Source organism: Microbacterium sp. SLBN-146 (assembly GCF_006715145.1).
In the GTDB taxonomy this organism is placed as follows: domain Bacteria; phylum Actinomycetota; class Actinomycetes; order Actinomycetales; family Microbacteriaceae; genus Microbacterium.
This window is the reverse complement of record NZ_VFMR01000001.1, coordinates 477,907-504,745: the sequence shown is the minus strand read 5'-3', so window position 1 is coordinate 504,745 and position 26,839 is coordinate 477,907. Positions and strand designations below refer to the sequence as shown.

The window sequence follows — 26,839 nt, the reverse complement described above, 5'->3', positions numbered from 1 at the left end:
GCGCCGTGCGAGCTCGCGTCAGTGTCCGCCGAAGTAGCGCTCGCCGGCCTCGCGCAGCGACCGTGCGACACCCTCGGAGATCGCGTTCTCGTCGACCGTCGTCAGGACGCCGCCCCGCATGACGACCCGGCCATCGATGATGCTCGTGTCGACGTCGGACCCGTTCGCCTGGTTGACGACGAACTCGGTCACCTCGTCGCCGTTCGTGCGGTCCATCATGGCGAACTTGACCTGGTCGACGTCGATGAGAATCAGGTCGGCCTTCATCCCGGCGTTCAGGACGCCGGTCTTCTGGCCGAGTGCGCGGGATCCGTTGCGCGTCGCCATCACGAGCGACTCGGCACTCGAGCGTGCGTAGATGTCGCGGGTGGTGGCGCGGTGGAGGTAGGCCGCCCACCGCATGATCTCGAACAGGTCGGAGCAGAACCCGGCATCCGTGCCGATGCCGACGTTGATCCCTGCGCGCTGGAAGTCGTTCAGCCGCGCGATGCCGTTGCCGAGGTAGGCGTTCGAGCCGGGGTTGTGCGAGATGTGCGTTCCCGTCTCGGCCATGAATCCGATCTCGGCGTCGTCGAGGTGGACGCAGTGCGCCGCCACGACGTCGGGACCCAGGAACCCGAGTTCGTAGGCGAGTTCGGTGGGCCGTTTGCCGAAGCGGCGGAGGGCGTCGTCGACTTCGGAGAGGGACTCGTTCAAGTGGATGTGGATCCCCGTCTCGGGCGTCGCGATCTCGTTCGAGAGGATGGCGCGCATGCCGATCTCCCTCGCCGCCCTCGCCCGCGCGGGGCTCAGGACGTACATGTCATTGACCGTCGTCGTGCCGTTGCGGATCGACTCGGCGTAGCTCGCGAGCGTCGCCCAGTAGGCCTCTTCCTCCGTGAGCTGACCGAGGAACGGATACCAGTCGTCGAACAGCAGATCCCACATGGGCTTCCGTTCGTTGGACTCGCCCGCCGCCTTACCGAGATCGACGTGGTAGTGCAGGTTGACGAGCCCCGGCGTCGCCACCATCCGCGACCCGTCGATGACCGTGTCGTCCGCGCTCACCTCGACGGCGTGTTCGGACACCTCCCCGATGTATCCGTTCTCGACGACGACGGTCCCCTTCTCGAGGAACGGGCGCTCGTCATCCTGCGTGAGGATCGTCGCATCGGTGATCAAGAGTCGGCTCATCGCGCATCCCGTCTATGAGATCTGAAATATCGGATCGCATCAGTATGCCTCGCGCGTGTTACCGCGGTGTGTCGGTATCCCCACCCCCTTCAGGCACGAGACTGCCATGGGGGACCCGTCCCACCGCTGCGGCATCAAGGATGCCGCTCTTCCGCCGCCGGGTGGTCAGGAGCACACCACCGGCGGCGAGGAGGAGGGCAGCGGCGGCAACCGCGGCGGGCGATGCCGACCCACCGCTCGCCGCCAGCGTGGGTGCGGGCACCCCGGTCGGTGCTGCGGCGCCCGGTGCGGGAACGGCCGCGCGCTCGACCGTCACGCTCTGGGACGGGTCGTCGATCTGCGCGTCCTCCGCGAGCGGAGCAGCGGAGGTGTCCGTGCCCGCAGAGAGACGCGGGAACGAGACGAGGACCTCTCCTGCGTAGCCCGCCGGCACGTCGAACGACAACTCCACGATGCCGTCCGGCGCGCTCGCGGTGAAGGTCACCTCCGTCGTGAACGGTGTCTCCGTGGCATCCGCGCCCCGCAAGAGGACACTGCTGAGCGTGTACAGGGCTCCGGGCTCGAGATGCTCGAACGTGACCGAGTCGACGAGCGTTCCGCCGGTGGTGGCGAGGATGCGGTCACCGTCCGCGGCATCCGTCAGGGACGAGCGGATCGTCGGTACGCCGATCTGGAGGGTCTGTTGCGGGTCGGTGTAGTCGGCGTATTCGGCGATGGGTGGTCCGGGTGGGGTGAAGAGGCGGACGGCGGCGACGAGGGTACGTCCGGCGTATCCGGAGGGCACGGTGAGTTCGACGTCGATGGTGCCGGCAGGTGCGATGGGGGTGAAGGTGAGCGAGCTGTCGATGCCGGTAGCGACGGCGGCGGGGGTGTCGAGGCTCACGAACAGGAAGTAGTCGATGCCCGGGGTCAGGTTCTCGTAGGTGACGCGTTCGACGATCGTTCCGCCCGTCGGTGGCAGCCGTCGCTCGCCCACCAACGCACCGCGGATCGTCGGTACGCCGATCTGGAGGGTCTGTTGCGGGTCGGTGTAGTCGGCGTATTCGGCGATGGGTGGTCCGGGTGGGGTGAAGAGGCGGACGGCGGCGACGAGGGTACGTCCGGCGTATCCGGAGGGCACGGTGAGTTCGACGTCGATGGTGCCGGCAGGTGCGATGGGGGTGAAGGTGAGCGAGCTGTCGATGCCGGTAGCGACGGCGGCGGGGGTGTCGAGGCTCACGAACAGGAAGTAGTCGATGCCCGGGGTCAGGTTCTCGTAGGTGACGCGTTCGACGATCGTTCCGCCCGTCGGTGGCAGCAACCGCTCGCCCACCAGGGCCCCACGCACGGTGGGCGCGGATGCCGCAGCATCCGCTGACGGGGCGGCCCCGAGCAGACCTGCCGCAACGCCGAGGACGACAGCGACTGCGGCTGCGGCTGCGAAACGGTGTCGGCGACCGGGCTGGGGGAGAGAATCAGCGTGCACGAGGATCCGTTCTGCAGGACGGCGGAGTGTTTCCAGCGTCACCCGATCGCGCCGCAGCCACCATGGACTCAGGTCGCCCTTCGTCGCGGACTCGCTCAGCAGGTCCCCTCGTGGCGGCCGGCGCCCTCCCGCCGAGAAGACCCAGACCGCTCGTTTTCGCGCGCAGAAGCGACAGTTCGCGTCTTCTCGGCAGGCAGGACGGATGGTTGTAGCCTTTTCGCAACCCATGACAGAGCGCCCGCAACCCCGCACCGCCGCAGAGCTGATGCGGTCGCGCTTCGAAGCATTCCGCGATGGGGACTCCGAGTGGCTCCTCCACACGTGGCATCCGTCCACACGGCCCGACGTGGTCGAGCTCGACGACAACCCGGTGTGGCGGGCGCTTCAGATCGTCGACACCGTCCGCGGCCAAGAGCACGATACAGCCGGCATCGTGGAGTTCCGGGCGACCTACCGTTCATCGGACGGTGTGGGAGTACTGCACGAACGATCGCGTTTCGTCCGCGAGGGCGGTCGATGGTTCTACATCGACGGGATCGTGAAGCGAGACTGACGAACGGATGCCTGCGAAGCGTGAGCATCCGCACGGGCCGATGCATCGGTGGCCACTCCGCCGAGAAGACCTGATCCGCTCGATTCGGGCCGCTTCTGCAGCGGTTCGAGTCTTCTCGGCCAAGGGGGCTCTGGCGGCTGTTCACCTACCGAGGAGGAACCATGACTGAACAGCCGAACAAGACCCCCTGACCCTCGCGAGGAGGTTCAGGGGGCTTGCTTTCGCAGATCACGGGGCGTCTGGGGAACGCGCTCCGTCGCTGGGGACGACGTCGGACCTGAGGCTTATGGGCGTCAGCCGCGTCGGCGTGCGACGCGATGGCGGGCGAAGAAGACGAAGGCAAGGCCCAGGGAGATGAGCGCCAAGGAGACGATGCCCGTGGGGGCGTTCACCACGCCGCTCTCAGCGAGGCGGGCGCCTGCCGGTACCGCGCCGGCACCGGCGCTGGGCGATGCGACGGGTGCGGGCGAGGCCGCGGCCGCGATCGTCACGGTGTAGCTGGCGGTGTCATCTGGCGCCGTGCCGTTGGAGACGGTGACGTCGAAGTCGTAGTCGCCGGGTGTCGTGGGTACTCCGGTGATCGCGCCCGTGGCGGCGTCGAGCGTCAGCCCCGACGGAAGCGACCCGCTCGAGACGGTGAACGACGGCGCGGGGGTTCCGGATGCCGTCACGGTGTAGCTGTAGTCATCGCCGGGCGTTCCGAGGGGCGGGGCCTCGGACGTGATGGTGGGGCTCGTGCTCACGGTCCCCGGCTCGCAGCCCTCGGGAGCCGTGATCGTGTTGGTGTCGAGCGTGACGGCGCCGTTGCTTGCCAGCAGGCGACCGGCGATCGTCGCCGCGGTCTCGGCCGTGATGGACTCGGCAGCCATCACGGTGCCGACGAACTGTGCGCCGCCCTGAATCGTCGCGGAGCTGCCGATCTGCCAGAAGACGTTGCACGCGCTCGCGCCGCCGGTGATCGTGATGATCGAGCCCGTGGCGATCGTGAGTGTCGAGGCGGCCTGGAAGACCCACACCGATTCGGCGGTTCCCGCAAGAGTCAGCGCGCCGGTGAGGGAAAGCGCGCCGCCGGAGTAGACCCCCGGTGTGAGCGACTGACCGACGAGGTCACCGAGGCCCGTTGCCGTGGGGGAGAGGCTCGCGGCGACGTTGTATGCCGTGGTGAGGTCGATCTGGGCTTGCGCCGCCACCGCATCGGTCGGGTGGATGGTTCCGTTGACGATCCCCGGCGGGAAACCGGTGATGGAGGTCTGCGGGCTGAGCCCGAGGTCGCCGTTGAGGACGGAGGGGCCGGTGTTGGTGACGGTCGATGCTCCGAGGACGGAGAAGGGGGCCGCCGTTCCGAGGTCGATCGGTCCGTCGATCGTGGTGTCGGCGTGCGCCGCGGACGGCAGCAGGGCGACGGCGAGGATGCCGACGGTGGCGGCGAGTGTCGCAACGCGGCGAGAGTGCTGGACCATGTTGTTCGATCCCTTTCGATTGGGAGGAACAAAGATCATCGACTGCGATCAACAGAATCTGCGCCTATCGCAGGTCTATCAGGTATCGCGGACTGGAACGAGATCGCGATATATCGTGTACCCGATCGTTATACGCGACCCCGCGGTCGCGAGCACCACGACGCTGCGGCGCCGCCTCCGATCGGAAGCGCCGCCGCAGCGAAGGGTCGCCGACTACTCGTAGCGGAGGGATGCCACGGGGTCGGCCCTCGCGGCACGCGCCGCCGGAAGTGTCCCCGCGAGAAAGGCGATTCCCATCACGAGCAGGATCACGATCGCGATCGACGCCGGGTCGAATGCGATGAGCGTGAGGCCCGGTAGGTCGGGGAGCGCCGAGCTGGCGAGGGAGCTCACGCCGGTGCCCACGAGCATCCCGACCCCGACTCCGATCGCGCTGCCGAGGAATCCGATGAACACCGCCTCGAGACTGAACAGGCTGAAGACGCGTCCGCTACCCATTCCCATCGCCTTCATCAGCCCGATCTCGCGCGTCCGTTCCTGCACCGACATGTACAGCGTGTTGACGATTCCGAAGCTCGCAGCCAGGAGCGCGATGATCGCGAACGCATTGAGGACGAGCACGATGCCGTCGATGACCGCCTTGAACGTCCCCAACTGGTCGGCCACCGTGGTTCCGGAATAGCCCGCGTCCTCGAGGCGCTCCTTCAGGGCGTCGATCTGCTCGGGCGTCGCATCGGGGTCGAACCAGATGCTCGCCTGCGCGTACTTTCCCTGATCCGCCTCGGGAACCCCGATGCTCTGGACGGCGAGCAGCTCCTCCGTCAGTGCGCTGTTGGGGATGGTCGTGGTCGTCGGACCGGTGAAGGACTCCTCCATGACGCCGGATACGGTCGCATCGACGGTGTGGCTCTGGCCTTCGGCATCCGTCAATCCGATCGTGATCGTCTCGCCGACCGCGGCCTCGGCGTCGTCGAACCCGAGCGGTTCGACGAGGGAGTCAGGGAGAGCGATCTCCCGCGCGGAGGACGTGTCGTCGGGCTCGGTACCCGCCGCGAGCTGGAGGGACTGGCCCGGCACGAGCGCGCCTACTCCCGAGACGTACTTCGTGCCATCCGCGTACTGGATGTAGTCAGCGGCGATCGACTCTGTCGGCTCGACCCGAAGAACGCCGTCGATGTCGCCGAGCGCCTCGATGTCGCTCTCGTCCAACGCCACGACCGTGGACCCGGGAATCGCGTTGGGTCCCGCTGCGATCGCATCGGGGTCGTACTCCACCGGGCCCGTCGGACTCGCAGACGCCGAACTCGACGGCTTGGTCACCGTCATGACGTCCTCGGCTCCGATCGAGCTCACGGTGTCGTCGATGTACTGGTTGATACCGGTGCCGAGCCCATTCGTGAGCGTCAGGGTGAAGGCGCCGACGAAGATCGCGAGGATCGTCAAGGTCGTTCGGACTTTGGAGCGGAATGTCTGGGAGACCGCCGTGGCGATCAGGTCTGACGTCTTCATGCCGCCACCGCCTCGTCCTGCACGATGAGCCCGTCGCGGATCAGGATGCGCCGATCGCATCGTGCTGCCAGGTCTTCGTCGTGCGTCACGACGATGAGAGTGATGCCGTGTTCACGGTTGAGATCGAACAAGATGTCCTCGACCACCCCGCCGGTCACGGTGTCGAGGTTTCCTGTCGGTTCGTCGGCAAAGATGACTCGCGGGTTGTTCACGAGGGCTCGGGCGATCACGGTGCGCTGTTTCTGTCCCCCGGAGAGGTCGAGCGCCTTGTTGCGTGCTTTGTCGTCGAGTTCGAGCTGTGCGAGAGCGGCCATGCCGCGGTTCTTCCGCTCGCGTCGGCCGACGCCGGCGATCTTCATCGGCAGCACGACGTTGTCGAGCACCGTTGTGTTGGCGGTGAGGAAGAACTGCTGGAAGACGAACCCGAACGTGCTGTTGCGCGTGCTGTTCAGTGCGCGCCCCCGGAGGGTGCGGGTGTCGGTTCCCGCCAGGTCGATGCGACCGCTGGTGGGTTGGTCGAGGAGCGCGAGCAAGTGCATGAGGGTGGACTTGCCCGAGCCGCTCTTCCCGACGATTGCGACGCTCTCGCCTTCGTGGATGTCGAGGCTCACGCCTCGCAGCGCGTCGAAACGATTGGCGCCGCGGCCGTAGGACTTGTGGACGTCCGTCACCGATATGAGCGCGGGGCCCGAACGAGATTGGTTCGTGTGTGAGGTCATGGCTCCAGCGTCATCGGTTCCACAGCCGCGGGCATCCCCTCAACGGATGCATCGGAATACCGCAGTCGCAGTACCCCGGACTGCCGCGTGGGGGTGACGTGCGCGGTTGGATTCCGCGTCACACTGAGGGGATGCGCACCCTCGACGGCGACCTCCAGCCGTGGCCGCATGCCCGCCCTCCGGCGTGGGTGGGCGACGTCATCGCTGCCGCCCTCGTCGCGGCCGCCGCGCTCCTGCCGTTTCCCTGGACGGAGTTCCGGCCGAGCACGCCGCTGGTCTTCGTCGTCGTGCTGCTCCCCGCCGTGATCCTGCCGCTGCGGCGTCGCTGGCCGGTGTCGATCCTGGCGGCGTGCCTCGGATGCTACGGGGTGGCCGCTCTGCTCGGCACCGTCGCTCCCGGTGTCGTGTTGGCAGCGGCTATCGCGATGTTCGGCGTAGCGACGCGATCGAACCGCCGGACCACCATGGTGGTGGCGTCGGCGAGCATCGTCGCCGTCATCATCTTGAGTCTCCTGGCATCCCTCGGCGACGTCTTCGATCCGCGCACGTTCCAGTTCGCGGTGACGATCGCGTTCGCTGCCGCGGCGGGTGATGCGACCCGCTTCCGGCGGGAGTTCATCCTGGCCGTCACCGAACGCGCGCGGAAAGCGGAAGAGGATCGCGAGACGGAGGCGCAGCGTCGCGTCACCGAGGAGAGACTGCGCATCGCACGAGATCTCCACGACGCCGTCGCGCATCAGATCTCTGTGATCAGTCTCAACGCCGGAGTCGCGTCGACATCGCTCGAGACGAGGCCGGAGAAGACGCGCGAAGCGCTGGCGAACATCCGAGAAGCGTCGCGCTCCGTCCTGACGGAGATCGGAGACCTGCTCGAGATGCTGCGTCGCGCCGACGACGACTCGACGGTCGAGGGTGTTCGTGCGCCGCAGCCGGGTCTGGATCGTCTCGACGATCTGCTGGAGCGATTCCGCGCGTCCGGGCTCGATGTCGTGGCGCGCCGTGAAGGGGCGGTCGAGGATGTGCCCGTCGCCGTCGATCGCGTGGCGTACCGTGTCGTCCAGGAGGGGCTCACCAACGCGCACAAGCACGGCGCGGACCGGCGGGCGCACGTGCTGCTCAGCGCCGACGCGGAGGCCTTGCGGGTGGTCGTGACGAATCCCACCACACCAGACGACCCCGACCAGGTCGCGGCATCCGAACACGGGGGGCACGGCTTGATCGGATTGCGCGAGCGCGTCGCATTGGTGCGCGGCAGCGTCGAAGCCGGATCGACTCCCGGTGGCTACCGGCTCGCGGCGACCCTTCCCCTCACGCGAACGGCGGATGCTCCGTGACCACCGTGCTCGTCGTCGACGACCAGTCCCTCATCCGTTCGGCTGTGAGGGATCTTCTCGAGAGCGCGCCCGGGGTGACGGTCGTCGGCGAGGCGGCGGACGGCGCCGAAGCGACGCGGCTCGCCCGGGAGCTGCGACCCGACATCGTGCTGATGGACATCCGGATGCCGGAGGTCGACGGCATCGCCGCGACCGAGACGATCTGCGCGGATCCCTCTCTCGTCGACACCCGGGTCCTGATCCTGACGACGTTCGAGGAGGACGAGTACCTCGTCGCGGCGCTCCGCGCGGGCGCGAGCGGCTTCATCGGAAAGGGTGCGGAGCCCGACGAGATCGTGCGCGCGGTCCGTGCCGTGGACGCCGGTGACGCCCTGCTCTCTCCGACGGCGACGCGGAGGCTCATCACGCGATTCGTGCTGCCCGCAACGGCCGCTCCGACGGGCCCTCCGCCTCCGGAGTACGCCCAGCTCACCGAGCGAGAACGGGAAGTGCTGCTCCTCGTCGCGCGTGGCGGCTCGAATCAGGACATCGCCGACGAGCTCTTCATCTCACCCCACACCGCCAAGACGCACGTCAACCGCATCATGTCGAAGCTGTACGCGCACGACCGCGCCCAGCTCGTCATCTTCGCGTACGAGAACGGACTGCTGACGCCGGGCACGTAGCATCCGCCCCCACCCCGCCGGAGCGAATTTTGTCGTGGGATGCATCTGGATCGGGCTCTGCGGGAGAAGAACTTATCGGCGAGGCAACTTAACATCAAGGCGCAGTGACCACTGAGATCGCGATCCGTCGCGAGAATCGAGGCGCATCATGGCACGACGGCGTGACCTGACCACTGTCATCGAGTACGACCGCGTCGGCGGCCCCGACGTGCTCGACGTGAGATCGGTGGCGCTCGCGCCGCCGGGGCCCGGAGAAGTCACCGTGGAGGTCATCACGGCGGGGCTCAACCACATCGACGGATTCATCCGCGAGGGCCGCGAGGAGACGTGGAGCGAAGACCCCTGGCCGCGCCGGTCGGGGAGCGACTTCGCGGGGATCGTCGTGGCGGTGGGGTCCGACGTGCGGGGATTCGCCCGCGGCGCCGAGGTCGTCGGGCACGTGCGCTCAGGGGCCCAGGCGACGTTCCTCAACGTCCCGGCGGGTGCGCTCGTCCGGAAGCCGCCGCGGCTGGGGTGGGAGTCGGCGGGAGGGCTGTTCCTCGCCGGCGCGACGGCGCTCGACACGCTCGATGAGCTTCGCGTCGCTGCTGGCGACGTGCTCGTCGTGTCCGCGGCCGCCGGCGGGGTCGGGAGCATTGAGGCGCAGGTCGCGAAGCACCTCGGCGCAACGGTCATCGGCACGTGCGGCGACAGGAACTTCGACTACCTCCGCCAGCTCGGGATCAAGCCGGTCCGCTACGGCGAGGGGATGGTCGACCGCATCCGGGCGGCGGCGGGTCGCGCCCCCGTGACGGCGATGATCGACAACTTCGGGCAGGAGGGGAGCGGACTCGCGGAGGAGCTCGGCGTGCCGGCATCCCGCTACCGTTCGAGCGAGGATCGCCGCGAGATGGAGATCCGGCTGTTGCACGACGACCCTGTGTCCACGGCCCGCGGCACGGCTCTTCTCGAGCGACTGTGTCGGCTCGCCGAATCGCGCGCCTTCACGCTCCTCGTCTCGGGCTACTACCCGCTCGAGGAGGTCGCGGAGGCGTACTCGGACCTCGGGCGCATGCACGCGCGCGGCAAGGTCATCCTCGGAACCCATCCCGTGACGACCTTCCGGACCCTCAAGGCGCGAGAACTGTTCGAAGCCGCCAGCTGATCCGGACGGTAAAGGGGCTCCGGTCGCATCCCGAATGTGCGACCGGAGCCCCTCCTTCTGCCCGGGTGAGCGTCAGGAACCCGGGACGAGCACGCGATCGATCGTGTGGATGACGCCGTTGGATGCCGGGATGTCGATCTTCCACAGGATGAGCTTGGGATCGGCGAGAGCGGGACTCGTGTCGCGCAGCGTGATGCCGCGCGGCTTCACGATCCCACCGTTGGCCATCGTGAGCGATCCCGCGAGCAGCACCTGGAACGGCCGCAGCTTCGCCCCCGGTACGACGTGGTACAGCAGGATGTTCTTGATCTGATCGATCGTGAAGGCGCTCGTGATCGTCGTGAGCGCGGCAGCCTCCGACGCGGGGGCTGTGCCCGTCAGATCGGTCACGAGCCGCAGGAAGGCGCGATCGTTCGGGGCGAAGACGGTGTACTTCGTCGCGGCGTCGGACAACGTGCCCGCAAGGCCGGTCGCGAGGACCGCCTGCACGAGCAGGTCGTAGTCGTTGGGGTTGTGGTCGGGTGCGCCCCCGCCGGATGCGGCGACGGCGACGTCGACGATGTTCCCCCGCGGGGCGCCGCCGGTGGCGTGCGCGGGCGCCGCCGCCAGCACGAGACCGGCCGTCGCGACGGCGGCGATGGCGAGGCGGAATCTGATCTTCATCGTTCTGCTCCTTCGTAGAAGAGGAAGGCGTCCGAGCTCCATCGGCCGGGCGTCATCGAGTTATTCCGCACCAGGAGCGTTCCCGGATGCAGGCAGTGCCGCCTCTTCTGTCGCCGTTCTTCGGATGCGGCCTCAGGGTCGCCGTCGAAGTGCAGTCCTGAGGCTGCGGAGGAGCAGGAGGAGCCCGCCGAGGCCGACGATGCTCCCGAGGAACGCGAACGCGGGAACATTGCCGGTGAGCATCGGTCCGCCGTCGTCGACGCCCAGGAGGATACCGCTGATGACGAGCGCGATGCCGATGAGCGTCGTCGTCACGCGGCCGAGGAGGCCGTCGACCCATCGGCGTTCGTCGGTGGACTCGAAGCTGCGGAGCCGCACCGAGAGGGTTCCCTCCTCGAGCGCGCGGGAGACGTTCTCGATCCGCCGGGGGAGTCGTCGCACCTGTTCGCCGAGGAGCATCGACCAGGTTTGGGCCGTCAGCGCCATCCCGTGCAGCGACACGAGCGAGGAGGCGATCCGCGGCGCCGTCGTCAGGGCGCGGGAGACCATGTCGTATCCCGGAACGAGCTTGCGGAGTGTTCCCTCGAGCGACGTCAGGGTCCGGAAGACCAGGAGGAGCGACGGCGGCAGAGCGATGCGCTGGCGGCGCAGGACATCGAGGAGGAGCCGGAAGATGTTCTCGTCCATCCCGGAGTTGTGCATCCGGGTGAGGATGACCCCGATGTCGCGCTGGAGCGCCGTGGCATCCACATCACCGTCCGCCGGCTGGCAGAGCATGAGCACGATGTCGGTGACGGCGACGTCGTCTTCGTTCGCCATCCCGATCAGCATCGGCAGCAGGAGGCGCCGCACGCTGCTCTCGACGATCCCGACGGATCCGAAGTCGATGAGGGTGAGCGTCGCCTGCCCCGTCCCGTCGTCCTCGTCGAGGATGACGTTCCCGGGATGCAGGTCGGCGTGGAAGATCCCTCGCACGGCGATGTGGTCGATGACGGCGTCCACGAGCGCATCGGCGAGATCGGTCGCCCGATCGAGCGGCAGCGCCCCGGGTTCGAGGCGACTGAGGGGGATGCCGGTGACCCGCTCCTGCACGATCATCTGCCGCGTCGAGCACTCGGTGTAGACCCGCGGTATCCGAAGGCGCGATCCCGCCGTCTCGACGGTCGAGCGGAGCATCTCGGTGTTGGCGACTTCGGTGCCGTAGTCGAGCTCTTCGCGCAACCCTCGGGCGAACTCCTGGACGAGGGCATAGGCGCCGTAGGCCTTCGCCCAGTCGGTGCGCCGCTCGGCTTCCGCGGCGAGGCGGTCGAGGATGTCGAGGTCTGTCGTGACCTGCGCTCGCGCGCGAGGCCGCTGGATCTTCACGACCACCTCATCACCGTCGACGAGTCTCGCGGCGTGCACTTGCGCGACGGATGCCGCGGCGAGCGGCTCCGGATCGATCTCGCCGAAGACCTCGTCGAGGGGACGACCGAGCTGTTCGGCGATCGCCGCCTCGGCTTCGGGCCAGGGGATCGGCGAGGAGTCCATCTGGAGCGTCGAGAGCGCGCGGATGAGGGGCGGTGGCAGGACGTCCTCGCGCGTCGAGAGCACCTGGCCGAGTTTGACGAAGGTCACGCCGGCCTCGTTCATCGCCGAGACGAGGGCCGACGGGAGCTCGCCTTCGTCGCCGTGGCGCCTGCTCTCGTAGAACGTCAAGCCGTGCCGGGATCCGATCGCGAGGATCTGCGCGTATCTCCGGGCCCGATCGCGTCGACGGATCGCGTCACGCACGACGGTGATCGGGTTGCGCCAGCGACGCGACGGCCAGAGGAACTCGAGCGTCATCACGACGATGAAGACCGCGGCGAACATCCATCCGAGATTGAGCGCGACGAACGCGAGGGCGACGGGACCCGCGACGACGAAGGCGCCGTCTTGGTACACATCGGCTTCCGTGAGGGCCCAGATTGCGACGGGGGTCGCTAGGAGGAAGACGACGAGTGCTGTCAGCCACGCCCGCAGCCATCCGATCTCGGTGTCGAGGAGTCGCCGGACGATCCACGCGGCGATGAGCGAGAACGACAGGACGACCGCCGCGAAGATGAGCCAGGTGGGCATGCGCCGATTCTGACAGCGGATGCCGCGAGGCAGAAGCGCCGTCGCGTGATCCGTGCGGTGATCCCGGACTTCCTCGTCACCGGGGCACTGGTCACCCGATGATCGGTCGCTCCTCAGGATGGTTGTACAGAACGTTGCGCTGGCGGACGGCGAGAGCGGCCGCGAGACCTGCGGGGCCGATGCGCCCGGCGAGCATGAGCACGCTGAGGGCGATCTTGCCGAACGGATCGAGTTCTGCGCTCAAGCCGACCGACAGCCCGCACGTCGCGAATGCCGAGATGACTTCGAACAGGATCCTGTCGAGCGAGGCATCGGTCACGAGCGTCAGGACGAGGACCGTCGACAGGACGAGAGTCGCTCCGAGGAAGGTCACGCTGATCGCCAGGCGGAGGGTGCCGTCGGGAATGACGCGCCCCGCCACCATGAGCCGCTTGTCGCCGCGGGCCTCCGCGATGATGGCGAGGAAGAGGACGGCGAGCGTCGCGACCTTGATGCCGCCCGCGGTCGAGGCCGACCCGCCTCCGACGAACATGAGGGCATCGCTCGCGACGAGGGTGGCCGACGTCGACTGCGCCGTATCGACGAGGGAGAATCCCCCCGAGCGCATCATCGTCGAGGCGAACAGGGCGTGGAAGATCTTCTCGGGGATGCTCATGTTCCCGACGGTCTCGACGTTGGACCATTCGAAAGCGCCCCACGCGACGGCGCCCGCCACGAGCAGGATGCTGGTCGTGGCGAGGGTCAGCTTCGTGTGGAGCGTCCACCGTCGCGTGTTCCCGCGCGCACTGAGGAGAATGAGGAAGACCGGGAATCCGAGGCTTCCGATGAAGACGCCGACCATGATGGGGATGAGGATCCACATATCGCCGTCGTAGGGCTCGAGTCCGCCGACGGTCGAGACGAAGCCGGCGTTGTTGAACGCGGAGATGGCGTAGAAGAGGCCGTGCCAGACGCCCTCCCACCAGTGCTCGTCGAGCATGATGAAGCGCGGGATCAGGATGGCGGCGAGGATGGCCTCGATGCTGAGCGTCGTGAGCACGACGGTGCGCAGCAGTGCGCCGACCTCGCCGAGCTTCGACGTGCCGATGTTCTGCTGCGCGAACACCTTGCTGCGGACGCCGAGGTGACGGCTGACCGCCCGTGCGAGCAGCAGTGCGATCGTGACGATCCCGAGGCCGCCCGCCTGGATTGCGACGAGGATCACGACCTGGCCGAAGAAGGACCAGTGTGTCGCCGTGTCGACGGTCGTGAGCCCCGTCACGGTGACGGCGGAGACCGCCGTGAACATCGCGTCCTGTAGGGCTGTCGCGCGGCCGCTCGCGGAAGCGATGGGGAGGCTCAGCAGACTCGTGAACACGAGACCGGCGAGGATGAAGATGCCGGCGGCGGCCCGCGCCGGCGAGCGCTTGACGAGCTCCTTGAGGAGCCCGCTTCCCAGGCGTCCGGCTTTCCCCGGGGAGGGGCCTCGCGGGACACGGATGCTGCGCGGCATGCAGACAGTCTGCCTCGTCAGCGCAGTTGGCTGAAAACTTCCGCCTTGCGGGTGGGGCCTGCGACGAGGATCGTGTCGCCGGGGCGGAGAACCGTCTCGGCGGTCGCGTACGTCCAGGGCTCGCCATCCGGCTTGACCGCTGTCACGGTGACCTGGTGCTTGTTGCGCAGATCGGTCTGGCCCAGCGGTATTCCCATGATGGCGCTGTGCGGGGTGGTCTTCACCATCGCGAACCCCTCGTCGATCTCGATGAAGTCCTGCATGCTCCCCCGAACGAGATGGGCCACGCGTTTGCCCATGTCCTTCTCGGGGTAGATCACATGGCCCACTCCCAGTTGCTCGAGGATCGTCCCGTGCGCCTCGCCGACCGCCTTCGCCCAGATCTGCGGGATCTTGAAGCGGAGCAGCAGGGAGGTGGTGAGGATGCTCGCCTGGATATCGCTCCCGATGGCGACCACGACACGGTCGAAGTCGGGGACCGAGAGCTGGCGAAGCACGGTCTCCTTGGTGGCATCCGCTGTGACGACGTGCGTGAGGCGCCCGTTCAGGGACTGGACGATGTCTTCGCGACCGTCGACGCCGAGCACCTCGGTGCCGTTGTCCATGAGTTCCAGGGCGAGGGACTGGCCGAAGCGTCCGAGCCCCAGGACGGCGACGGAGTCGGCCTCGGCCACTCGCGCCGGGTCCGTGCCGCCGAAGAGGATTCGTCTAGCCAATGATCGGCCTTTCCTTGGGGAGTTCGTACAGGAGTGTGCGCTGACGGAGCGCCAGCGCCGATGCGAACGTGATGGGCCCGAGTCTGCCGATGAACATCAGCGCGACGAGGATCAGTTGCGCCGCCGGCGGGAGTGCCGCAGTGATCCCCGTCGACAGGCCGACGGTGCCGAACGCCGATGTGACCTCGAAGAGGATCTCGTCCAGGCTGAAGTCGGTCATCAGCATCACGAGGACGGTCCCGACGGCGACAAGCGCGACGGCGAGAAGCGCGACCGCGATCGCCTGGCGGTGGACGGCACGAGAGAGGCGCTTCCCGAACACGTTGACGGCCCCGTCCCCGCGGATCTCGGCAACGATGATGAAGAACAGCACGGCGAAGGTCGTGACCTTGATGCCGCCCGCCGTCCCCGCGGAGCCGCCGCCGATGAACATGAGGGCGTCCATCCCGAGCCAGGTCGCTGTGCCCATCTCGGCGGTGTCGATGCTGTTGAAGCCTGCGGTTCGCGTCTGTACCGATTGGAAGAACCCCGCCAGAAGACGGGACGGCCAGTCGAGCGCGCCGAGCGTCTGCGGATTGTTCCACTCCAGCGCGGTGATGTACGCGGTTCCCGCCACGAGGAGCAGGACTGTCGCCCAGACGACGATCCGAGTGTTCATCGACCAGAGGCGGGGTGTTCGTATCTGCTTTCGCAGCTGCATGATGACGGGAAAACCGAGCCCGCCGAGGATGATCGCAGCGCACATCGGAAGGCAGATGATCGGGTCGCCCACGAATCCCATCATGCTGTCGCTGAAGAGCGCGAAACCGGCATTGTTGAAGGACGACACGGAATGGAAGACACCGAGCCAGAGCGCTTCGCCGAGGGACTTCTCGTAGGCCACGCCAAACTGGACGGTCAAGATCAGCGCCACGACGACCTCGATCCCGATCGAGATCTTCACGACTCCGAGGACGAGGGCCTTCACGTTCTCCAGCCCGATGTTCTTCGCCTCCGTCGCCGCGGTCAGCCGTGAGCGCAGGGAGAGTCGACGGATGACGGCGAGGCCGACGACCGATGCGAAAGTCATGACACCGAGACCACCGAGCTGGATGAGGGCCAGGATCACTGCGTGACCGAACCCGGTCCAATAGACCGGGGTGTCGACGATGATCAGTCCTGTGACGCACAGCGCCGACACCGCTGTGAAGAGTGCTTCCAAAGGCGAAGCGCCCCCCGCGCCCGCTTTGGCGATCGGGAGCATCAGCAGTCCCGTGCCGACGAAGGTCGCCACCGCGAATCCGAGGAAGACCGTCATGGCGGGATGGTGTCGCCGACCTCGCGACGGCACCGTCTCGGTCCGGTTCTCTCGCACCGCATGAGACTACGCCTGGTCGGGTTGCGTTGTCGGCGTCAATGGGGACGCTCGCGTCGCGTCAGATGGCCCAGTGCATCCCGCCGTCGACGCTGAAGGTGTCTCCCGTGATGTAGCCCGCGGGACCCGAGACGAGGAAAGCGACGAGCGCGGCTGCCTCCTCGGGGGTGCCGAATCGTCCGGCGGGGATGCGGCGGCGGATGAAGTCGTCCTTCGCGTCTCCTTCGGGGAGCGCCCGGCGCACCTGTTCGCTGTCCACCCGCCCCGGTGCGATGCAGTTGACGGTGACGCCGTCCGGCGCCACGACGCGCGAGAGGGCTTTCGACCACAGCGTGCACGCGGCGACGGCGGCCTGGGCCGCAGACACGAGCGTCGGTTCGAGGAGGCCAACGAAGTTCACGACCCGCCCGCGACCGCTCGCGGCGAGAAACGGAAGGGATGCCTCGACGAGGCGTCTCTTCGAGTGGAAGTTGAGGTCGAACTGGCGCTGCCACACCTCTTCCGTGAGTGACTCGCCCGGCTGCTCGGCGGCGCCTGCGGCGTTGACGACGATGTCGATGCGGCCGTACGTGCGATCCACGGCGTCGACGATGCGCGCCGGTGCCGCGGCATCCAGGATGTCCGTCTCGACGACGAGAGCACGCCGGCCGCTGCGGCGCTCGATCTCGTCGGCCAGGTCGCGGAGGGCGTCGCCGCGTCGCGCCACGAGGGCGACATGCGCGCCTTCCGCGCTCAGCGTCAGGGCCGTCGCTCGGCCGATGCCCGCGGTCGCGCCGGTGACGACGGCGACGCGATCGTTCAGCTGCAGATCCATGGCTCTCCTTCGACCCGTGCTCTCGGGGGGAGCGTACGGGCCGGAGATCGGAATGTCGAGCAAGCGCTTGATGAATCATCCCCGAATGGTTGACATGCCGGGCATCCGATGTCGTAAACTGACTCCGCTGACATTGAAGTCAAGCGAGCGCTTGATTGAGATTCCACCCGAACCGACGAGCGCACAGGAAAGAGGGCATCCGTGCAACTCCTGATCCAGCAACTGATGAACGGTGTTGCGCTCGGCTCGATCTACGCCATCTTCGCCGTCGGCTTCTCGCTGATCATGGCGCGCATGGGGATCCTCAACGTCGCCCACGGCACCTTCGCCACCTGGGGCGCCCTCTCGTCGTACTGGCTCGTCTCTCAGTTCGGAGTCAACTTCTGGGTCGCGCTTCTCGCGGGTGTGCTCTTCGCGGGCATCCTGGGCGTGGCATCCGATGTTCTCGCGTTCGAGCCGCTTCGCCGACGCAAGGCAGGGACGTTCGCCCCCATCATCGCGAGCATCGGTATATGGATCGTGCTCCTGACCGTGGCGGAGGCGTTCGCCGGGCCCTCGGCGACGAGCTACCCCGCGGGCTCGGTGCAGACCGAGGCGTTCCGCATCGGCGGGCTCGTGATCCTGCCAGCCCAGCTCTACAGCGTCATCGCCCTCATCATCGTCGTCACGGGTGTGCACCTGCTGCTCACCAAGACGCGCTTCGGTGCCGCCGTCCGCGCCGTGTCGTCCGACACCCGCTCGGCCACGATCGTCGGTGTCAATGCCCGCAACACCCTCATCGCCGTCGCGTTCCTCGCGGGTGCCATCGCGGGCCTCGCCGGCGTCCTCGCGGCGCTCGCCGACAACAACGTCTCGTTCAACCTCGGGGAGGCGCTTCTGCTCAAGGGGTTCGCTGCCGTCGTCGTGGGCGGGTGGGGCGACATCCGCGGCGCAGCGATCGTCGGAGTCGCGATCGGGGTTCTCGAGGTCATGAGCGCCCAGTACATCTCGTCGGGATTCCGCGACGCCATCACGTTCGGCATCCTGCTGCTCGTCCTCGTCGCGTGGCCGCGCGGCATCTTCCGCGAACGACAGTTCGTCCGAGCCTGACGCCCCCGAGCCTGACTATGGAGACCCACTCGTGAGTACCGCAGCATGGCTGACGACACTGCAGTTCGCCGGTGTCAGCGCCCTCTTCGCCCTCGCCATCTACGCGTCGCTGTGGACCGGCGTCCTGAGCCTCGCACCCGTCTTCTTCGGGGCGTTCAGCGCCTTCACCTTCGCCTACATCGTGTCGTCACTCGGGCTTCCGCCCGCCCTCGCCTTCGCCATCTGCATCGTGCTGGGCGCCGTCGTCGGAGCGATCACGGCGGCGCTGCTCATCAGGCTCGAGAGTCACTACCTCGCGATGGCGACGATCGCCATGGTGTTGATCGGTCGCGTCCTCATCCTCAATATGCCCGAACTCACGGGCGGTGCCACGGGCACGCGCGTCTCGGGCGACCTCGGATCCTGGCTGTGGCTCATCGGCACGCTGGTCGTCGCGGGATACGTCATGGGACGACTCGGCAGTTCGCGCTTCGGTCTCGCGGCGGATGCCGTCCGCGAGGATCCGGCCGTCGCCGAGACGCTCGGCGTGTCCCCCCGGCGGATCCAGTTCGTGGGCATGGTCATCTCGGGAGCGCTCGGCGGAGCGGCGGGCGTCATGCAGGCGAGCTTCCTGCAGTACATCGGGCCCGACACGTTCTACACGCACCTGGGGTTCGTGAGTCTCGCGGCCGTCGTCCTCGGCGGCGCGTTCTACTGGCTGGGTCCGATCGTCGGTGCCATCGTCTTCACGATCCTCCCCGAGATCCTTCGCGGGCCGATGGGCGAGTACGACCGCGTCGTCACCGGCGTCCTGCTCGTCGTCATCATCATCTACATGCCGCGCGGCCTCGTCGACATGCGGCGCATGCGGTTGCTCAGAGCGAAATGGGCGGCACGGCGGAAGCGTGGCGGCGATTCGACAGCGGAGGGCGCAGAGCGTCCGCACGAAGACATCACGGCGGGAGCGAGGTCATGACGGACACGAGCGGCAACATCCCGGTCGAAGAGGAACTCGCCGTCGACATCGTCGACCTCACGAAGACCTTCGGCGGGCTCAAGGCGGTCGACGACGTCACGATCAAGGTGCCGCGTCAGCGCGTCCACGGAATCCTCGGCCCGAACGGCGCGGGAAAGACGACCGTCCTCAACATGATCAGCGGTTTCATCCGCGCGGACTCGGGACGCATCGACGTATTCGGCGAGGATGTGACGCGCATGGCGCCCTTCCACATCGCGCGCCGTGGCGTCGCCCGCACGTACCAGAACATCCGTCTCTTCCCCGGCCTGACCGTGATCGAGACCGTCATCGCCGGGGCGTACATGCAGCGCCGGTCGACGATCGCGGGTGCGATCTTCCTGAGTCCGACCGAGCGCAAGGAGCGCAAGGCCGTACGTGCCCGCGCCGCGGAACTGCTCGACATGGTCGGATGCACGGCGCCGCACTCCGCCCTCGCCGAGACGCTGTCCTACGGCGATCAGCGTCGAGTGGAGATCGCGCGAGCCCTCGCGACCGACCCGCGGATCCTCCTCCTCGACGAGCCGACCGCCGGAATGAACGATGTCGAGTCGGAGCAGGTGGGTCGGCTCCTCGTCCAGTTGAAGGACCTCGGGCTCACCCTCATCCTCATCGAACACAACATGCGACTGGTCGAAGAGTTCTGCGAGTCCGTCTCGGTCATGAACTCGGGTGCTCTCCTCGCGGAAGGGCCACCGACCTGGTGCCTGGAACAGGACGACGTGAAGGAGGCCTACTTTGGGAAACGATCCGATGCTGCGCGTATCGCGACTCTCCGCCGGGTACGGCGCGATCCCGGCGGTTCGTGAGGTCGACATCGAGGTTGCCCAAGGCACCCTCGTCGCCCTCATCGGCTCGAACGGAGCGGGCAAGACCACGACCCTGAACACGATCGCCGGCTTGCACAAGCCGTCGGGCGGCACCGTGACGGTCGGCGGACGCAACATCACGGGGTGGGCCTGTCACCGTGTCGTGCGATCCGGTGTCGCGCTCGTCGCTGAAGGGCGGCGGGTGGCCCCACCGCTGACCGTCCTGGAGAACCTCGAACTCTCGGCGTACAGCGGGCGCGGAACACGCGCGGAGCGCAAGGACGAGCTCGCGCGCGTCTTCGAGCTCTTCCCCCGCCTGGCCGACCGCAAGAACCAGTTCGCCGCGTCGCTGAGCGGCGGCGAGCAGCAGATGCTCGCTTTCGGGCGCGCGCTCATGACCCAGCCGCAAGTGCTCCTCCTCGACGAGCCTTCGATGGGTCTCGCCCCGTCGATCGTGGACGTGCTCTTCGAGAACATCGAGACGCTGCACAACAGCGGGGCGACGATCCTCTTGGTCGAGCAGAACGCGGAGCTCGCCCTGGAGGTGAGCGACGAGGTCTACGTCATGCAGCGTGGACGCATCGTCTCGCACGGAACCGCCGACGAGGTCAGGGCGAGCGCCGAGGTCATGTCGGCGCTGTTCGGCTGACCTGCGCCCTCGGACCCCACGACAAGGAGCACGAACCACATGAGCGATATCACCCTCGACGGCCGCGTCGCGATCGTCACCGGCGCGGGCCGCGGTCTCGGTCGCGAGCACGCCCTTGCACTGGCGTCCCGCGGTGCGACGGTCGTCGTCAACGATCGGGGCGGCGCGCTCGACGGAAGCTCGGGCGAAGCGTCGCCGGCGGAGCAGGTCGTCGCGGAGATCCGCGCGGCGGGAGGAACCGCCGTCGCGGACACGAACGACGTCAGCACGCTCGAAGGCGCGACCAAGATCGTCGAGCTCGCGACATCGACCTACGGTCGCCTGGACATCCTCGTCAACAACGCCGGCATCCTGCGCGACAAGTCGTTCGCGAAGCTCACCGAGGACGAGTGGGCGCCGGTCCTGGCCGTGCACCTCGGCGGCACCGTCTGGATGAGCAAGGCCGCCTGGCCCGTCATGGTGGAGCAGGGCTACGGCCGCATCGTCAACACGACGTCGGCCGGCGGGATCTTCGGTAACTTCGGCCAGGTCAACTACGGAGCCGCCAAGGCCGCCATCTGGGGTGTCACGAAGACTCTCGCGATCGAGGGTGCCCGTCACGGCATCCATGTCAATGCGATCGAGCCCGGCGCGCGCACCCGCATGACCGAGAACCTCCTCGGCGAGTACGCCGACCGCCTCGACCCGAGCCTCGTCTCCCCCGTCGTGGCGTGGCTGAGTGCGGAGGCCTGCGAGACGACCGGCGAGATCTACAACGTCGGCGGCGGCCGCGTCGCGCGCGTCGTCATCGCGCAGACGCCCGGCTACTTCTCACCCGCACTGACCCCCGAAGACGTCCGCGACAACTGGGCCGCCTTGAACGACCCGGACGACGCTCAGGTGATGGTCTCCTTCCAGCAGGAGTTCGAGCTGCTCGTCGGGATGCTGAGCGCCGAAGCCTCCGCCGAGGCGAGCTCCTGACGCACCCGCCTCGAGCCGCGGCGATCATCCGCCTCCGGAGTCAGCCCCGCACTGACGGATCGCCGGCGCCTCTTCCTCCCCGGGTGAAGATCCCCGGGGGGTATGCGAGGGCGGCGTCGACGTCGGCGGCATCCACATCGTGGACGAAGGTGCGCTCGTGGATGCGCCAGTCACCCCCGACGCACGTGAAGACGTCGAGATACCGGCCGTGGAGGTGCTCGATCGCGCGCGCCTCGCCGGTGACCTCGTGCACCGCGTAGACGTTCGACTCGACGCGTACGGTGTCGTCGTCGACCCAGTCGAAGGTCGACGGTCCGAGCAGGTGCACGGTCGCCGTCGTGCGTTCGAGGAGTCGACCCAGCGCGTCCGGGAGGTGCTCGTGCGCCACGCCGTCCCACGTGCCGTGGTGGTCGACGCCGTCGGGGTGGTACGCGCTCAGCGTCCGCGTGGCATCCCCTCGGTCCACTCCGCGGCAGTAATCCAGGAGGGCTCGCCGGATGGCATCCTCCGCCAGGAGGCGGTCGACGCTCGAGGCCGTCGCCACCGCGGTCAGAGGTCCATGATCTCGGCGTATCGCCGCATGTCGCGCTCGTAGTTCTCGTCGCCGATCCGGGGTGAGACGACGACCTCGTCGATCCCGAGGGACAGAACGTGGTCGATGTACGCGCGGTCGTCCTCCCAGTCCTTCTCGGTCTTGCCCTTGCTGCGCCGGCCGACCTTCAGGGAGAGTTCGGACATCTGTCGTCCTGCCGCCTCCATCGCCGTCGACAGCTTCGCGATGAACGCCTCGATGTCGTCGAATGTCTGGCTGTAGCCGGCCCAGCCGTCGCCATACTCGACGATGCGCCGGAGGGACGCGTCGCTGTTGCCGCCCACGATGATCGGGAGGCGGGGCTGCGCGGGCTTGGGGAAGCAGTACAGGGGCGGGAACTCGACGAACTCGCCTGAGAACTCCGTGAGCTCCTCGGGCGACCACAGCGCGCGCATGGCGGCGAGGTACTCGTTCATGCGCGCGCCGCGCCGGGCGAACGGCACATCGAGGGCCGCGTACTCTTCTTCGGCCCAGCCGACGCCGACGCCGAACTCGAAACGGCCGCCCGTGAGCTGATCGATGCTCGCGACCTGGCGTGCGGTGATGATGGGATTCCGCTGCGGGACGACGAAGACGTAGGTGCCGATGCGGAGGGTCGTCGTCGCAGCCCCGATGCTCGCGGCCAGCACGAGCGGGTCGATGACGCCGAGCATCCGGTTCACCTCTTGCGCGCCGCCCGACTCGTACGGGTACTGGGATCGGTACTCGGGGAAGAAGACGACGTGCTCGGGGAGCCAGACGGAGGTGAAGCCGATCTCCTCGATGAGCTGAGCCGCATCGGTCGACCACGACCCCGCGCGCGCGTCAGAGCCCGTGAACAGTTCGCTGATGCCGAGCTTCATGCGCCCACCTTCTTCTCGTCGGCGCGCGCCGCGTCGATGCGCGGGGCCAGCTCGTCCTTCAACACGTGCTTCATGACCTTCATCCCGGCGTTCCTCGGCAGCTGGTCGACGACGAAGATGTGCACGGGCTTCTTGTATCCCGCCAGGTGTCCGCGTGTGAAAGCGCGGATGTCGTCGTGTGTGACGGTCGACTCCGGTGCCATCACGAGCGCGCACGACACGGCTTCGCCCCAGCGCTCGTCGGGAAGGCCGAAGACTGCGGCATCCGTGATCTCGTCCATGAGGAGCAGAACCCGCTCCACTTCGGCCGCGTAGACGTTGGCGCCGCCGCTCACGATGAGGTCCTGCGCGCGCCCGGTCAAGTAGTAGTAGTGCTGCTCATCGCGGTAGCCCAGGTCACCCGTGAAGTACTCGCCGTCGCGGAGGACCGCCGCCGTCTTCTCGGGGGCGTTGTGATATCCCGAGAACATCGTGTCGGCCGAGATCACGAGTTCGCCGATCTCGCCCGGTCCGAGCGTCCGACCCTCCGTGTCGACGACCCGCATCGACGACGTCGGAAGGGGGCGCCCGACCGACTCGAAGATGTGCTCCGGCCCGCCCGCGCGGTAGTCGGAGCGGTTCGTGATCGTGATGGGGCCGACGACCTCCGTCATGCCGTACGTCTCGACGAGCCGGTCGCCGATGACACCGACGAGCCTCTCGGCATACTCGGGGGGCAGTGGTCCGCCCGAATGAAGGACCGACTGGAGGGTGTCGAGGATCGAGGGGTGCAGTCGGATCGCCTCGAGGAGCCCGGGAATGAGCGGCGTCAGACCCAGCGTGAACGTCGAGCCGCGCTCGACCATGTGCCGCCCCAGCTCGTCGGGCGTCGCGCCGGGGAGGAACGACACCGTGCCGCCCGTGTAGAAGTGCGGGAAGATGACGCCCCACAATCCTGAGACGAACGACCATCCGCCCGGGAAAGCCGCGTGGCCCTGGAGCGGGAGGCGGTAGGCGAAGGGAACGAGCTTGATGCAGTTCACGACGGCCCGATGGCTCACCAGAACGCCCTTGGGGAACCCCGTCGTGCCACTCGTGTACCCGATGAGGGCGATGTCCTCAGGTTCGGCATCGATCGGCAGAGGCGTGTCGGATGCCGCATCGAGCGCTGCGGCGAATGACTCGGCGCCCTCGGGAGCATCGCCCTGGATCGTGAACCACGCCGCGAGCTGGCCGTGGCATGAGAGGCCCGCGGCGACGGCGTTCGCCGTATCGGTGTTGATGAGCGCCGTCGCGCCGGAATCGACGAGGACGTAGTCGACCTCGGCCGACGTCAGCCGGTCGTTGACGTGGACGGTCGTGTAGCCGCCGAGCGCGAGGCCGATGTACACCTCGAGCGACTCGACACGATTGCCGAGGAGTGCCGCGACTCGGGATCCCGGCGGCAGTCCCCGGTCCCGCAGTGCGTGAGCGAGGCGCCATCCGCTCTCGATGACCTCGCGGAAGGTCTTCTGCTGGCCGCAGGACTCGATGGCGATGTTGTCGCGGAACCGTTCGCCCGCGTTGGCGAAGAGCTGACCGAGGGTGGCACTCATGCGAACTCCTTGAGATCGAACAGCCGGACGGCGTTGTCGGCGATGAAGAGGGTGAGCTCCTCGGGTGAGAGCACGGCGGGCTCGCCCTCCCAGGGTGCGGCGAGACCGCGTGCCATGTCCACCCATCGAGCGAGATCCTCGCCCTCGGGGTCGTGCTTGACGCCGCGCACGATATCGGAGCCGAACACGAGACGATGAGCGCCGAGCTGATCGCGCATGAGGCGGACGCGGTGACGGAACTCGCGATAGTCGCGGGCCGCGAGACGCTGCCACAGCGACAGTTCGAGGTAGGCGTGCTGCCACCCGGTCGCGCAGTCCAGCGCCTCGGCCCACCAGGCCTCGATGCCGGCATGCGCGAAAGACACACGGAGCGTCGGATGCTGCGCGAGCAGCGCCGCCACTTCGGCGGGCCGCGAACGGATCGTCTGAAGCGGGTCGCCCCCGAGCGGGCTGCAATGGATGACCGCGGGGAGCTCTCGCTCGACGAGGGCGTCGAAGAGCCACGCGTGCGCGGGGTCGCGGAGGTCCCATCCCGCGGCGGGGTAGAGCTTCACACCGCGGCAGTGGGGATGGGCGACCGACTCCTCGAAGAGCTCGCGTGCGTTGTCGTGGCGCGGGTCGATTCCCGCTGCGAAGAACAGGCGTCCCTCGTGCGTCGCGCAGAGCTCCTCGTACTGCCGGTTGAAGCGGTCGATCGGGAGGTGCTCTCCGACGGGGCGGCCCACGATCGTCCAGTCGACGACGGGGATGAGTCCCGCCGCGACGCCGGCCCGGTCGAACGCGCGCATCGTCATCGTGGCATCCGGATCGCTTTCGCCCGTCGCGACGCGAGGCAGGAGATCCTGCGGGTCCCGAGAGGGGAACCGTCGTCCCGCGCCCTGCCGAGCCCACGCGAGGCGGAGTCCTTCGGGAAGCCACGACGGATCCCACACGTGCATGTGGGCGTCGATGACGAGGTCCGTGGTCACGGGTCAGCCCTTCCCGAGGATGTGCACGCTCGAGGCGGCCGTGAGCCAATCGACGACACCGCCGCCGATCTGGACGAGGGCGCGCTGCGGGTCGGCGAGCTGGAGATCACCGGCTTCCCCGCGCAGCTGCTGGACGACGTCGTGAACCTGGGCGAGACCGCTCGCGCCGAGCGCGTGCCCGCGGCCGACGAGCCCGCCGGAGCGATTGACGGGCATGCTGCCGGTCGCATCCGTCACGCCCTCCATCGCCCACCGCTGCTCGTCGCCCGGGGCACACAGACCCGTATCGGTCCACGCCATGAGCTCGTAGGCGACGGAGGCGTCGTGCACTTCGGCGAGGTCCATGTCCTCGGGGCCGAGGCCCGCCTGCTCGTAGGCGAGGCGTGTCGATGCCTCGACGGCGTTCGGCGCGTCCGGCTGGTCCTTGGGAGGGCGTGTGGCCATGCGCGACGCGAGGACCGGTACGGCGCGCGCCGAGCGGGCGACCTCGGGTCGGCTCGTGACGACGACCGCCGCAGCGCCGTCGCTGATGGGCGAGCTCATGAGCGACGTCAGCGGCTCGACGACGACGCGGGCGTTGAGGACATCTTCTGGCGATGCGCCGAAGCGGCGATGCGCGAAGGGGTTCAGGCGAGCGGCCTCGAGCGAGCGGGATGCCACGCGGGCGAGGCCTTCGAGCGTCACCCCTCGCTCGTCGAAGAGCGTCGAGGCGAGGCGCGCCTGGCGGTCGACGAAGGGACTCCGCTCCTGTCCGGCGCCATCGCCCGTCGCGAACCCCTCCTCGACGTCCATCCCGGCGGCGTACGCGCTGAAGGTGCGCTGACGGTCCTCGAGGTTCGTCTTCTCGACGCCGACGGCGAGCACGGTGTCGTACATGCCCGAGGCCACGGCCATCCATGCCAGATGAAGGGCGTTCCCGCCCGACGCGCACGCGTTCTCGACATTGTGGATCGGGATGCCCGCGAGGCCGAGCGGGTACAGCGTCACCTCCCCGCGGATGCACTCCTGCCCCGTGATGAGGCCGGCGAGCGCGTTGGAGAAGAAGACCGCCTGCACGTCCGGTACGCCGATCGAGGCGTCGGCAAGGGCGGCGTCGACGGCGACCCGCGCCATGTCCTTCATGGACAGGCCGAGGTGCTTCCCGAACGGGTGCATCCCGACTCCGCTGATCACTGCGTCGCTGTTCACGGGAGCTCCTTCG

General features: G+C 68.0%; 25 protein-coding genes. 9 read left to right on the top strand and 16 right to left on the bottom strand.

Annotated elements, in window-relative coordinates:
* Positions 1–18 precede the first annotated feature (18 nt).
* Entirely contained in the window at positions 19–1,173 is a 1,155-nt protein-coding gene (locus tag FBY39_RS02075; protein WP_141930016.1) for an amidohydrolase family protein, read from the bottom strand.
* Between the two features lie 58 nt (positions 1,174–1,231).
* Complete coding sequence (locus FBY39_RS02070; RefSeq protein WP_141930015.1) at positions 1,232–2,638, bottom strand: VaFE repeat-containing surface-anchored protein; 1,407 nt, start codon at positions 2,636–2,638, stop codon at positions 1,232–1,234.
* A gap of 226 nt (positions 2,639–2,864) precedes the next feature.
* Between FBY39_RS02070 and FBY39_RS02065 the strand changes: the two genes are divergently transcribed.
* Positions 2,865–3,191: a YchJ family protein gene (locus FBY39_RS02065; protein WP_141930014.1), complete on the top strand. Its 327-nt coding sequence runs from the start codon at positions 2,865–2,867 to the stop codon at positions 3,189–3,191.
* A 293-nt stretch (positions 3,192–3,484) separates the two neighbouring features.
* Here FBY39_RS02065 and FBY39_RS16325 read toward each other — a convergent pair whose 3' ends face one another.
* From FBY39_RS16325 to FBY39_RS02050, 3 genes are all read right to left on the bottom strand, one after another.
* Entirely contained in the window at positions 3,485–4,651 is a 1,167-nt protein-coding gene (locus tag FBY39_RS16325; RefSeq protein WP_160132891.1) for an ice-binding family protein, read from the bottom strand.
* A 213-nt stretch (positions 4,652–4,864) separates the two neighbouring features.
* Positions 4,865–6,160, bottom strand: a complete 1,296-nt coding sequence (locus FBY39_RS02055) for an ABC transporter permease (protein WP_141930013.1) — start codon at positions 6,158–6,160, stop codon at positions 4,865–4,867.
* Positions 6,157–6,879: an ABC transporter ATP-binding protein gene (locus FBY39_RS02050; protein WP_141930012.1), complete on the bottom strand. Its 723-nt coding sequence runs from the start codon at positions 6,877–6,879 to the stop codon at positions 6,157–6,159. The genes FBY39_RS02055 and FBY39_RS02050 overlap by 4 nt, the downstream gene beginning before the upstream one ends.
* 131 nt (positions 6,880–7,010) lie before the next feature.
* Here FBY39_RS02050 and FBY39_RS02045 point away from each other — a divergent pair, with 131 nt between their 5' ends.
* From FBY39_RS02045 to FBY39_RS02035, 3 genes are all read left to right on the top strand, one after another.
* A complete protein-coding gene (locus tag FBY39_RS02045) occupies positions 7,011–8,213 on the top strand; it encodes a sensor histidine kinase (protein ID WP_141930011.1) in 1,203 nt (400 codons plus the stop codon).
* Entirely contained in the window at positions 8,210–8,878 is a 669-nt protein-coding gene (locus tag FBY39_RS02040) for a response regulator transcription factor (protein WP_141930010.1), read from the top strand. Before FBY39_RS02045 ends, FBY39_RS02040 begins: the two co-directional genes overlap by 4 nt.
* Before the next feature lie 148 nt (positions 8,879–9,026).
* Positions 9,027–10,022 (top strand): NADP-dependent oxidoreductase, encoded by a 996-nt coding sequence (locus FBY39_RS02035; protein ID WP_141930009.1) that lies wholly within the window; start codon positions 9,027–9,029, stop codon positions 10,020–10,022.
* Positions 10,023–10,094: 72 nt separating this feature from the next.
* Here the strand turns inward: FBY39_RS02035 and FBY39_RS02030 are convergent, their stop codons facing one another.
* The 6 genes from FBY39_RS02030 to FBY39_RS02005 all read right to left on the bottom strand — a co-directional run bounded on the left by FBY39_RS02030 (position 10,095) and on the right by FBY39_RS02005 (position 17,161).
* The gene (locus FBY39_RS02030; RefSeq protein WP_141930008.1) at positions 10,095–10,685 is read right to left on the bottom strand and encodes a fasciclin domain-containing protein; all 591 of its coding nucleotides are present in this window, start codon (positions 10,683–10,685) and stop codon (positions 10,095–10,097) included.
* A 132-nt stretch (positions 10,686–10,817) separates the two neighbouring features.
* Positions 10,818–12,785 (bottom strand): AarF/ABC1/UbiB kinase family protein, encoded by a 1,968-nt coding sequence (locus FBY39_RS02025; protein WP_141930007.1) that lies wholly within the window; start codon positions 12,783–12,785, stop codon positions 10,818–10,820.
* A gap of 91 nt (positions 12,786–12,876) precedes the next feature.
* A complete protein-coding gene (locus FBY39_RS02020) occupies positions 12,877–14,277 on the bottom strand; it encodes a TrkH family potassium uptake protein (RefSeq protein ID WP_141930006.1) in 1,401 nt (466 codons plus the stop codon).
* 17 nt (positions 14,278–14,294) lie between these two features.
* Positions 14,295–14,993, bottom strand: coding sequence for a TrkA family potassium uptake protein (locus FBY39_RS02015; RefSeq protein ID WP_222115648.1), 699 nt, complete (start codon positions 14,991–14,993; stop codon positions 14,295–14,297).
* Positions 14,986–16,290: a TrkH family potassium uptake protein gene (locus tag FBY39_RS02010; protein ID WP_141930005.1), complete on the bottom strand. Its 1,305-nt coding sequence runs from the start codon at positions 16,288–16,290 to the stop codon at positions 14,986–14,988. The genes FBY39_RS02015 and FBY39_RS02010 overlap by 8 nt, the downstream gene beginning before the upstream one ends.
* A gap of 118 nt (positions 16,291–16,408) precedes the next feature.
* Positions 16,409–17,161 (bottom strand): SDR family NAD(P)-dependent oxidoreductase, encoded by a 753-nt coding sequence (locus FBY39_RS02005; RefSeq protein WP_141930004.1) that lies wholly within the window; start codon positions 17,159–17,161, stop codon positions 16,409–16,411.
* A 201-nt stretch (positions 17,162–17,362) separates the two neighbouring features.
* Here FBY39_RS02005 and FBY39_RS02000 point away from each other — a divergent pair, with 201 nt between their 5' ends.
* Genes FBY39_RS02000 through FBY39_RS01980 form a run of 5 tightly spaced genes read left to right on the top strand, consistent with a single transcriptional unit; the run spans position 17,363 to position 21,662 of the window.
* Positions 17,363–18,250: a branched-chain amino acid ABC transporter permease gene (locus FBY39_RS02000; protein ID WP_141930003.1), complete on the top strand. Its 888-nt coding sequence runs from the start codon at positions 17,363–17,365 to the stop codon at positions 18,248–18,250.
* 31 nt (positions 18,251–18,281) lie between these two features.
* Positions 18,282–19,205, top strand: a complete 924-nt coding sequence (locus tag FBY39_RS01995) for a branched-chain amino acid ABC transporter permease (protein WP_141930002.1) — start codon at positions 18,282–18,284, stop codon at positions 19,203–19,205.
* On the top strand, positions 19,202–20,053 hold the full coding sequence (locus FBY39_RS01990) for an ABC transporter ATP-binding protein (RefSeq protein ID WP_160132889.1): 852 nt from the start codon (positions 19,202–19,204) through the stop codon (positions 20,051–20,053). The genes FBY39_RS01995 and FBY39_RS01990 overlap by 4 nt, the downstream gene beginning before the upstream one ends.
* Positions 19,998–20,702 carry an ABC transporter ATP-binding protein gene (locus FBY39_RS01985; protein WP_141933802.1) on the top strand — a complete coding sequence of 235 codons (705 nt, stop codon included), beginning with the start codon at positions 19,998–20,000 and terminating at the stop codon, positions 20,700–20,702. Before FBY39_RS01990 ends, FBY39_RS01985 begins: the two co-directional genes overlap by 56 nt.
* 39 nt (positions 20,703–20,741) lie before the next feature.
* On the top strand, positions 20,742–21,662 hold the full coding sequence (locus FBY39_RS01980) for an SDR family NAD(P)-dependent oxidoreductase (RefSeq protein WP_141930000.1): 921 nt from the start codon (positions 20,742–20,744) through the stop codon (positions 21,660–21,662).
* Positions 21,663–21,702: 40 nt separating this feature from the next.
* Here FBY39_RS01980 and FBY39_RS01975 read toward each other — a convergent pair whose 3' ends face one another.
* The 5 genes from FBY39_RS01975 to FBY39_RS01955 are packed head-to-tail and all read right to left on the bottom strand — an operon-like array spanning position 21,703 to position 26,826.
* Positions 21,703–22,206: a nuclear transport factor 2 family protein gene (locus FBY39_RS01975; RefSeq protein ID WP_160132888.1), complete on the bottom strand. Its 504-nt coding sequence runs from the start codon at positions 22,204–22,206 to the stop codon at positions 21,703–21,705.
* A 5-nt stretch (positions 22,207–22,211) separates the two neighbouring features.
* Entirely contained in the window at positions 22,212–23,096 is an 885-nt protein-coding gene (locus FBY39_RS01970) for an LLM class F420-dependent oxidoreductase (protein ID WP_141929999.1), read from the bottom strand.
* Positions 23,093–24,670: a class I adenylate-forming enzyme family protein gene (locus FBY39_RS01965; RefSeq protein ID WP_160132886.1), complete on the bottom strand. Its 1,578-nt coding sequence runs from the start codon at positions 24,668–24,670 to the stop codon at positions 23,093–23,095. Before FBY39_RS01965 ends, FBY39_RS01970 begins: the two co-directional genes overlap by 4 nt.
* A complete protein-coding gene (locus FBY39_RS01960) occupies positions 24,667–25,638 on the bottom strand; it encodes an amidohydrolase family protein (RefSeq protein ID WP_141929997.1) in 972 nt (323 codons plus the stop codon). The genes FBY39_RS01965 and FBY39_RS01960 overlap by 4 nt, the downstream gene beginning before the upstream one ends.
* A gap of 3 nt (positions 25,639–25,641) precedes the next feature.
* Entirely contained in the window at positions 25,642–26,826 is a 1,185-nt protein-coding gene (locus FBY39_RS01955) for a thiolase family protein (RefSeq protein ID WP_141929996.1), read from the bottom strand.
* Positions 26,827–26,839 lie beyond the last annotated feature (13 nt).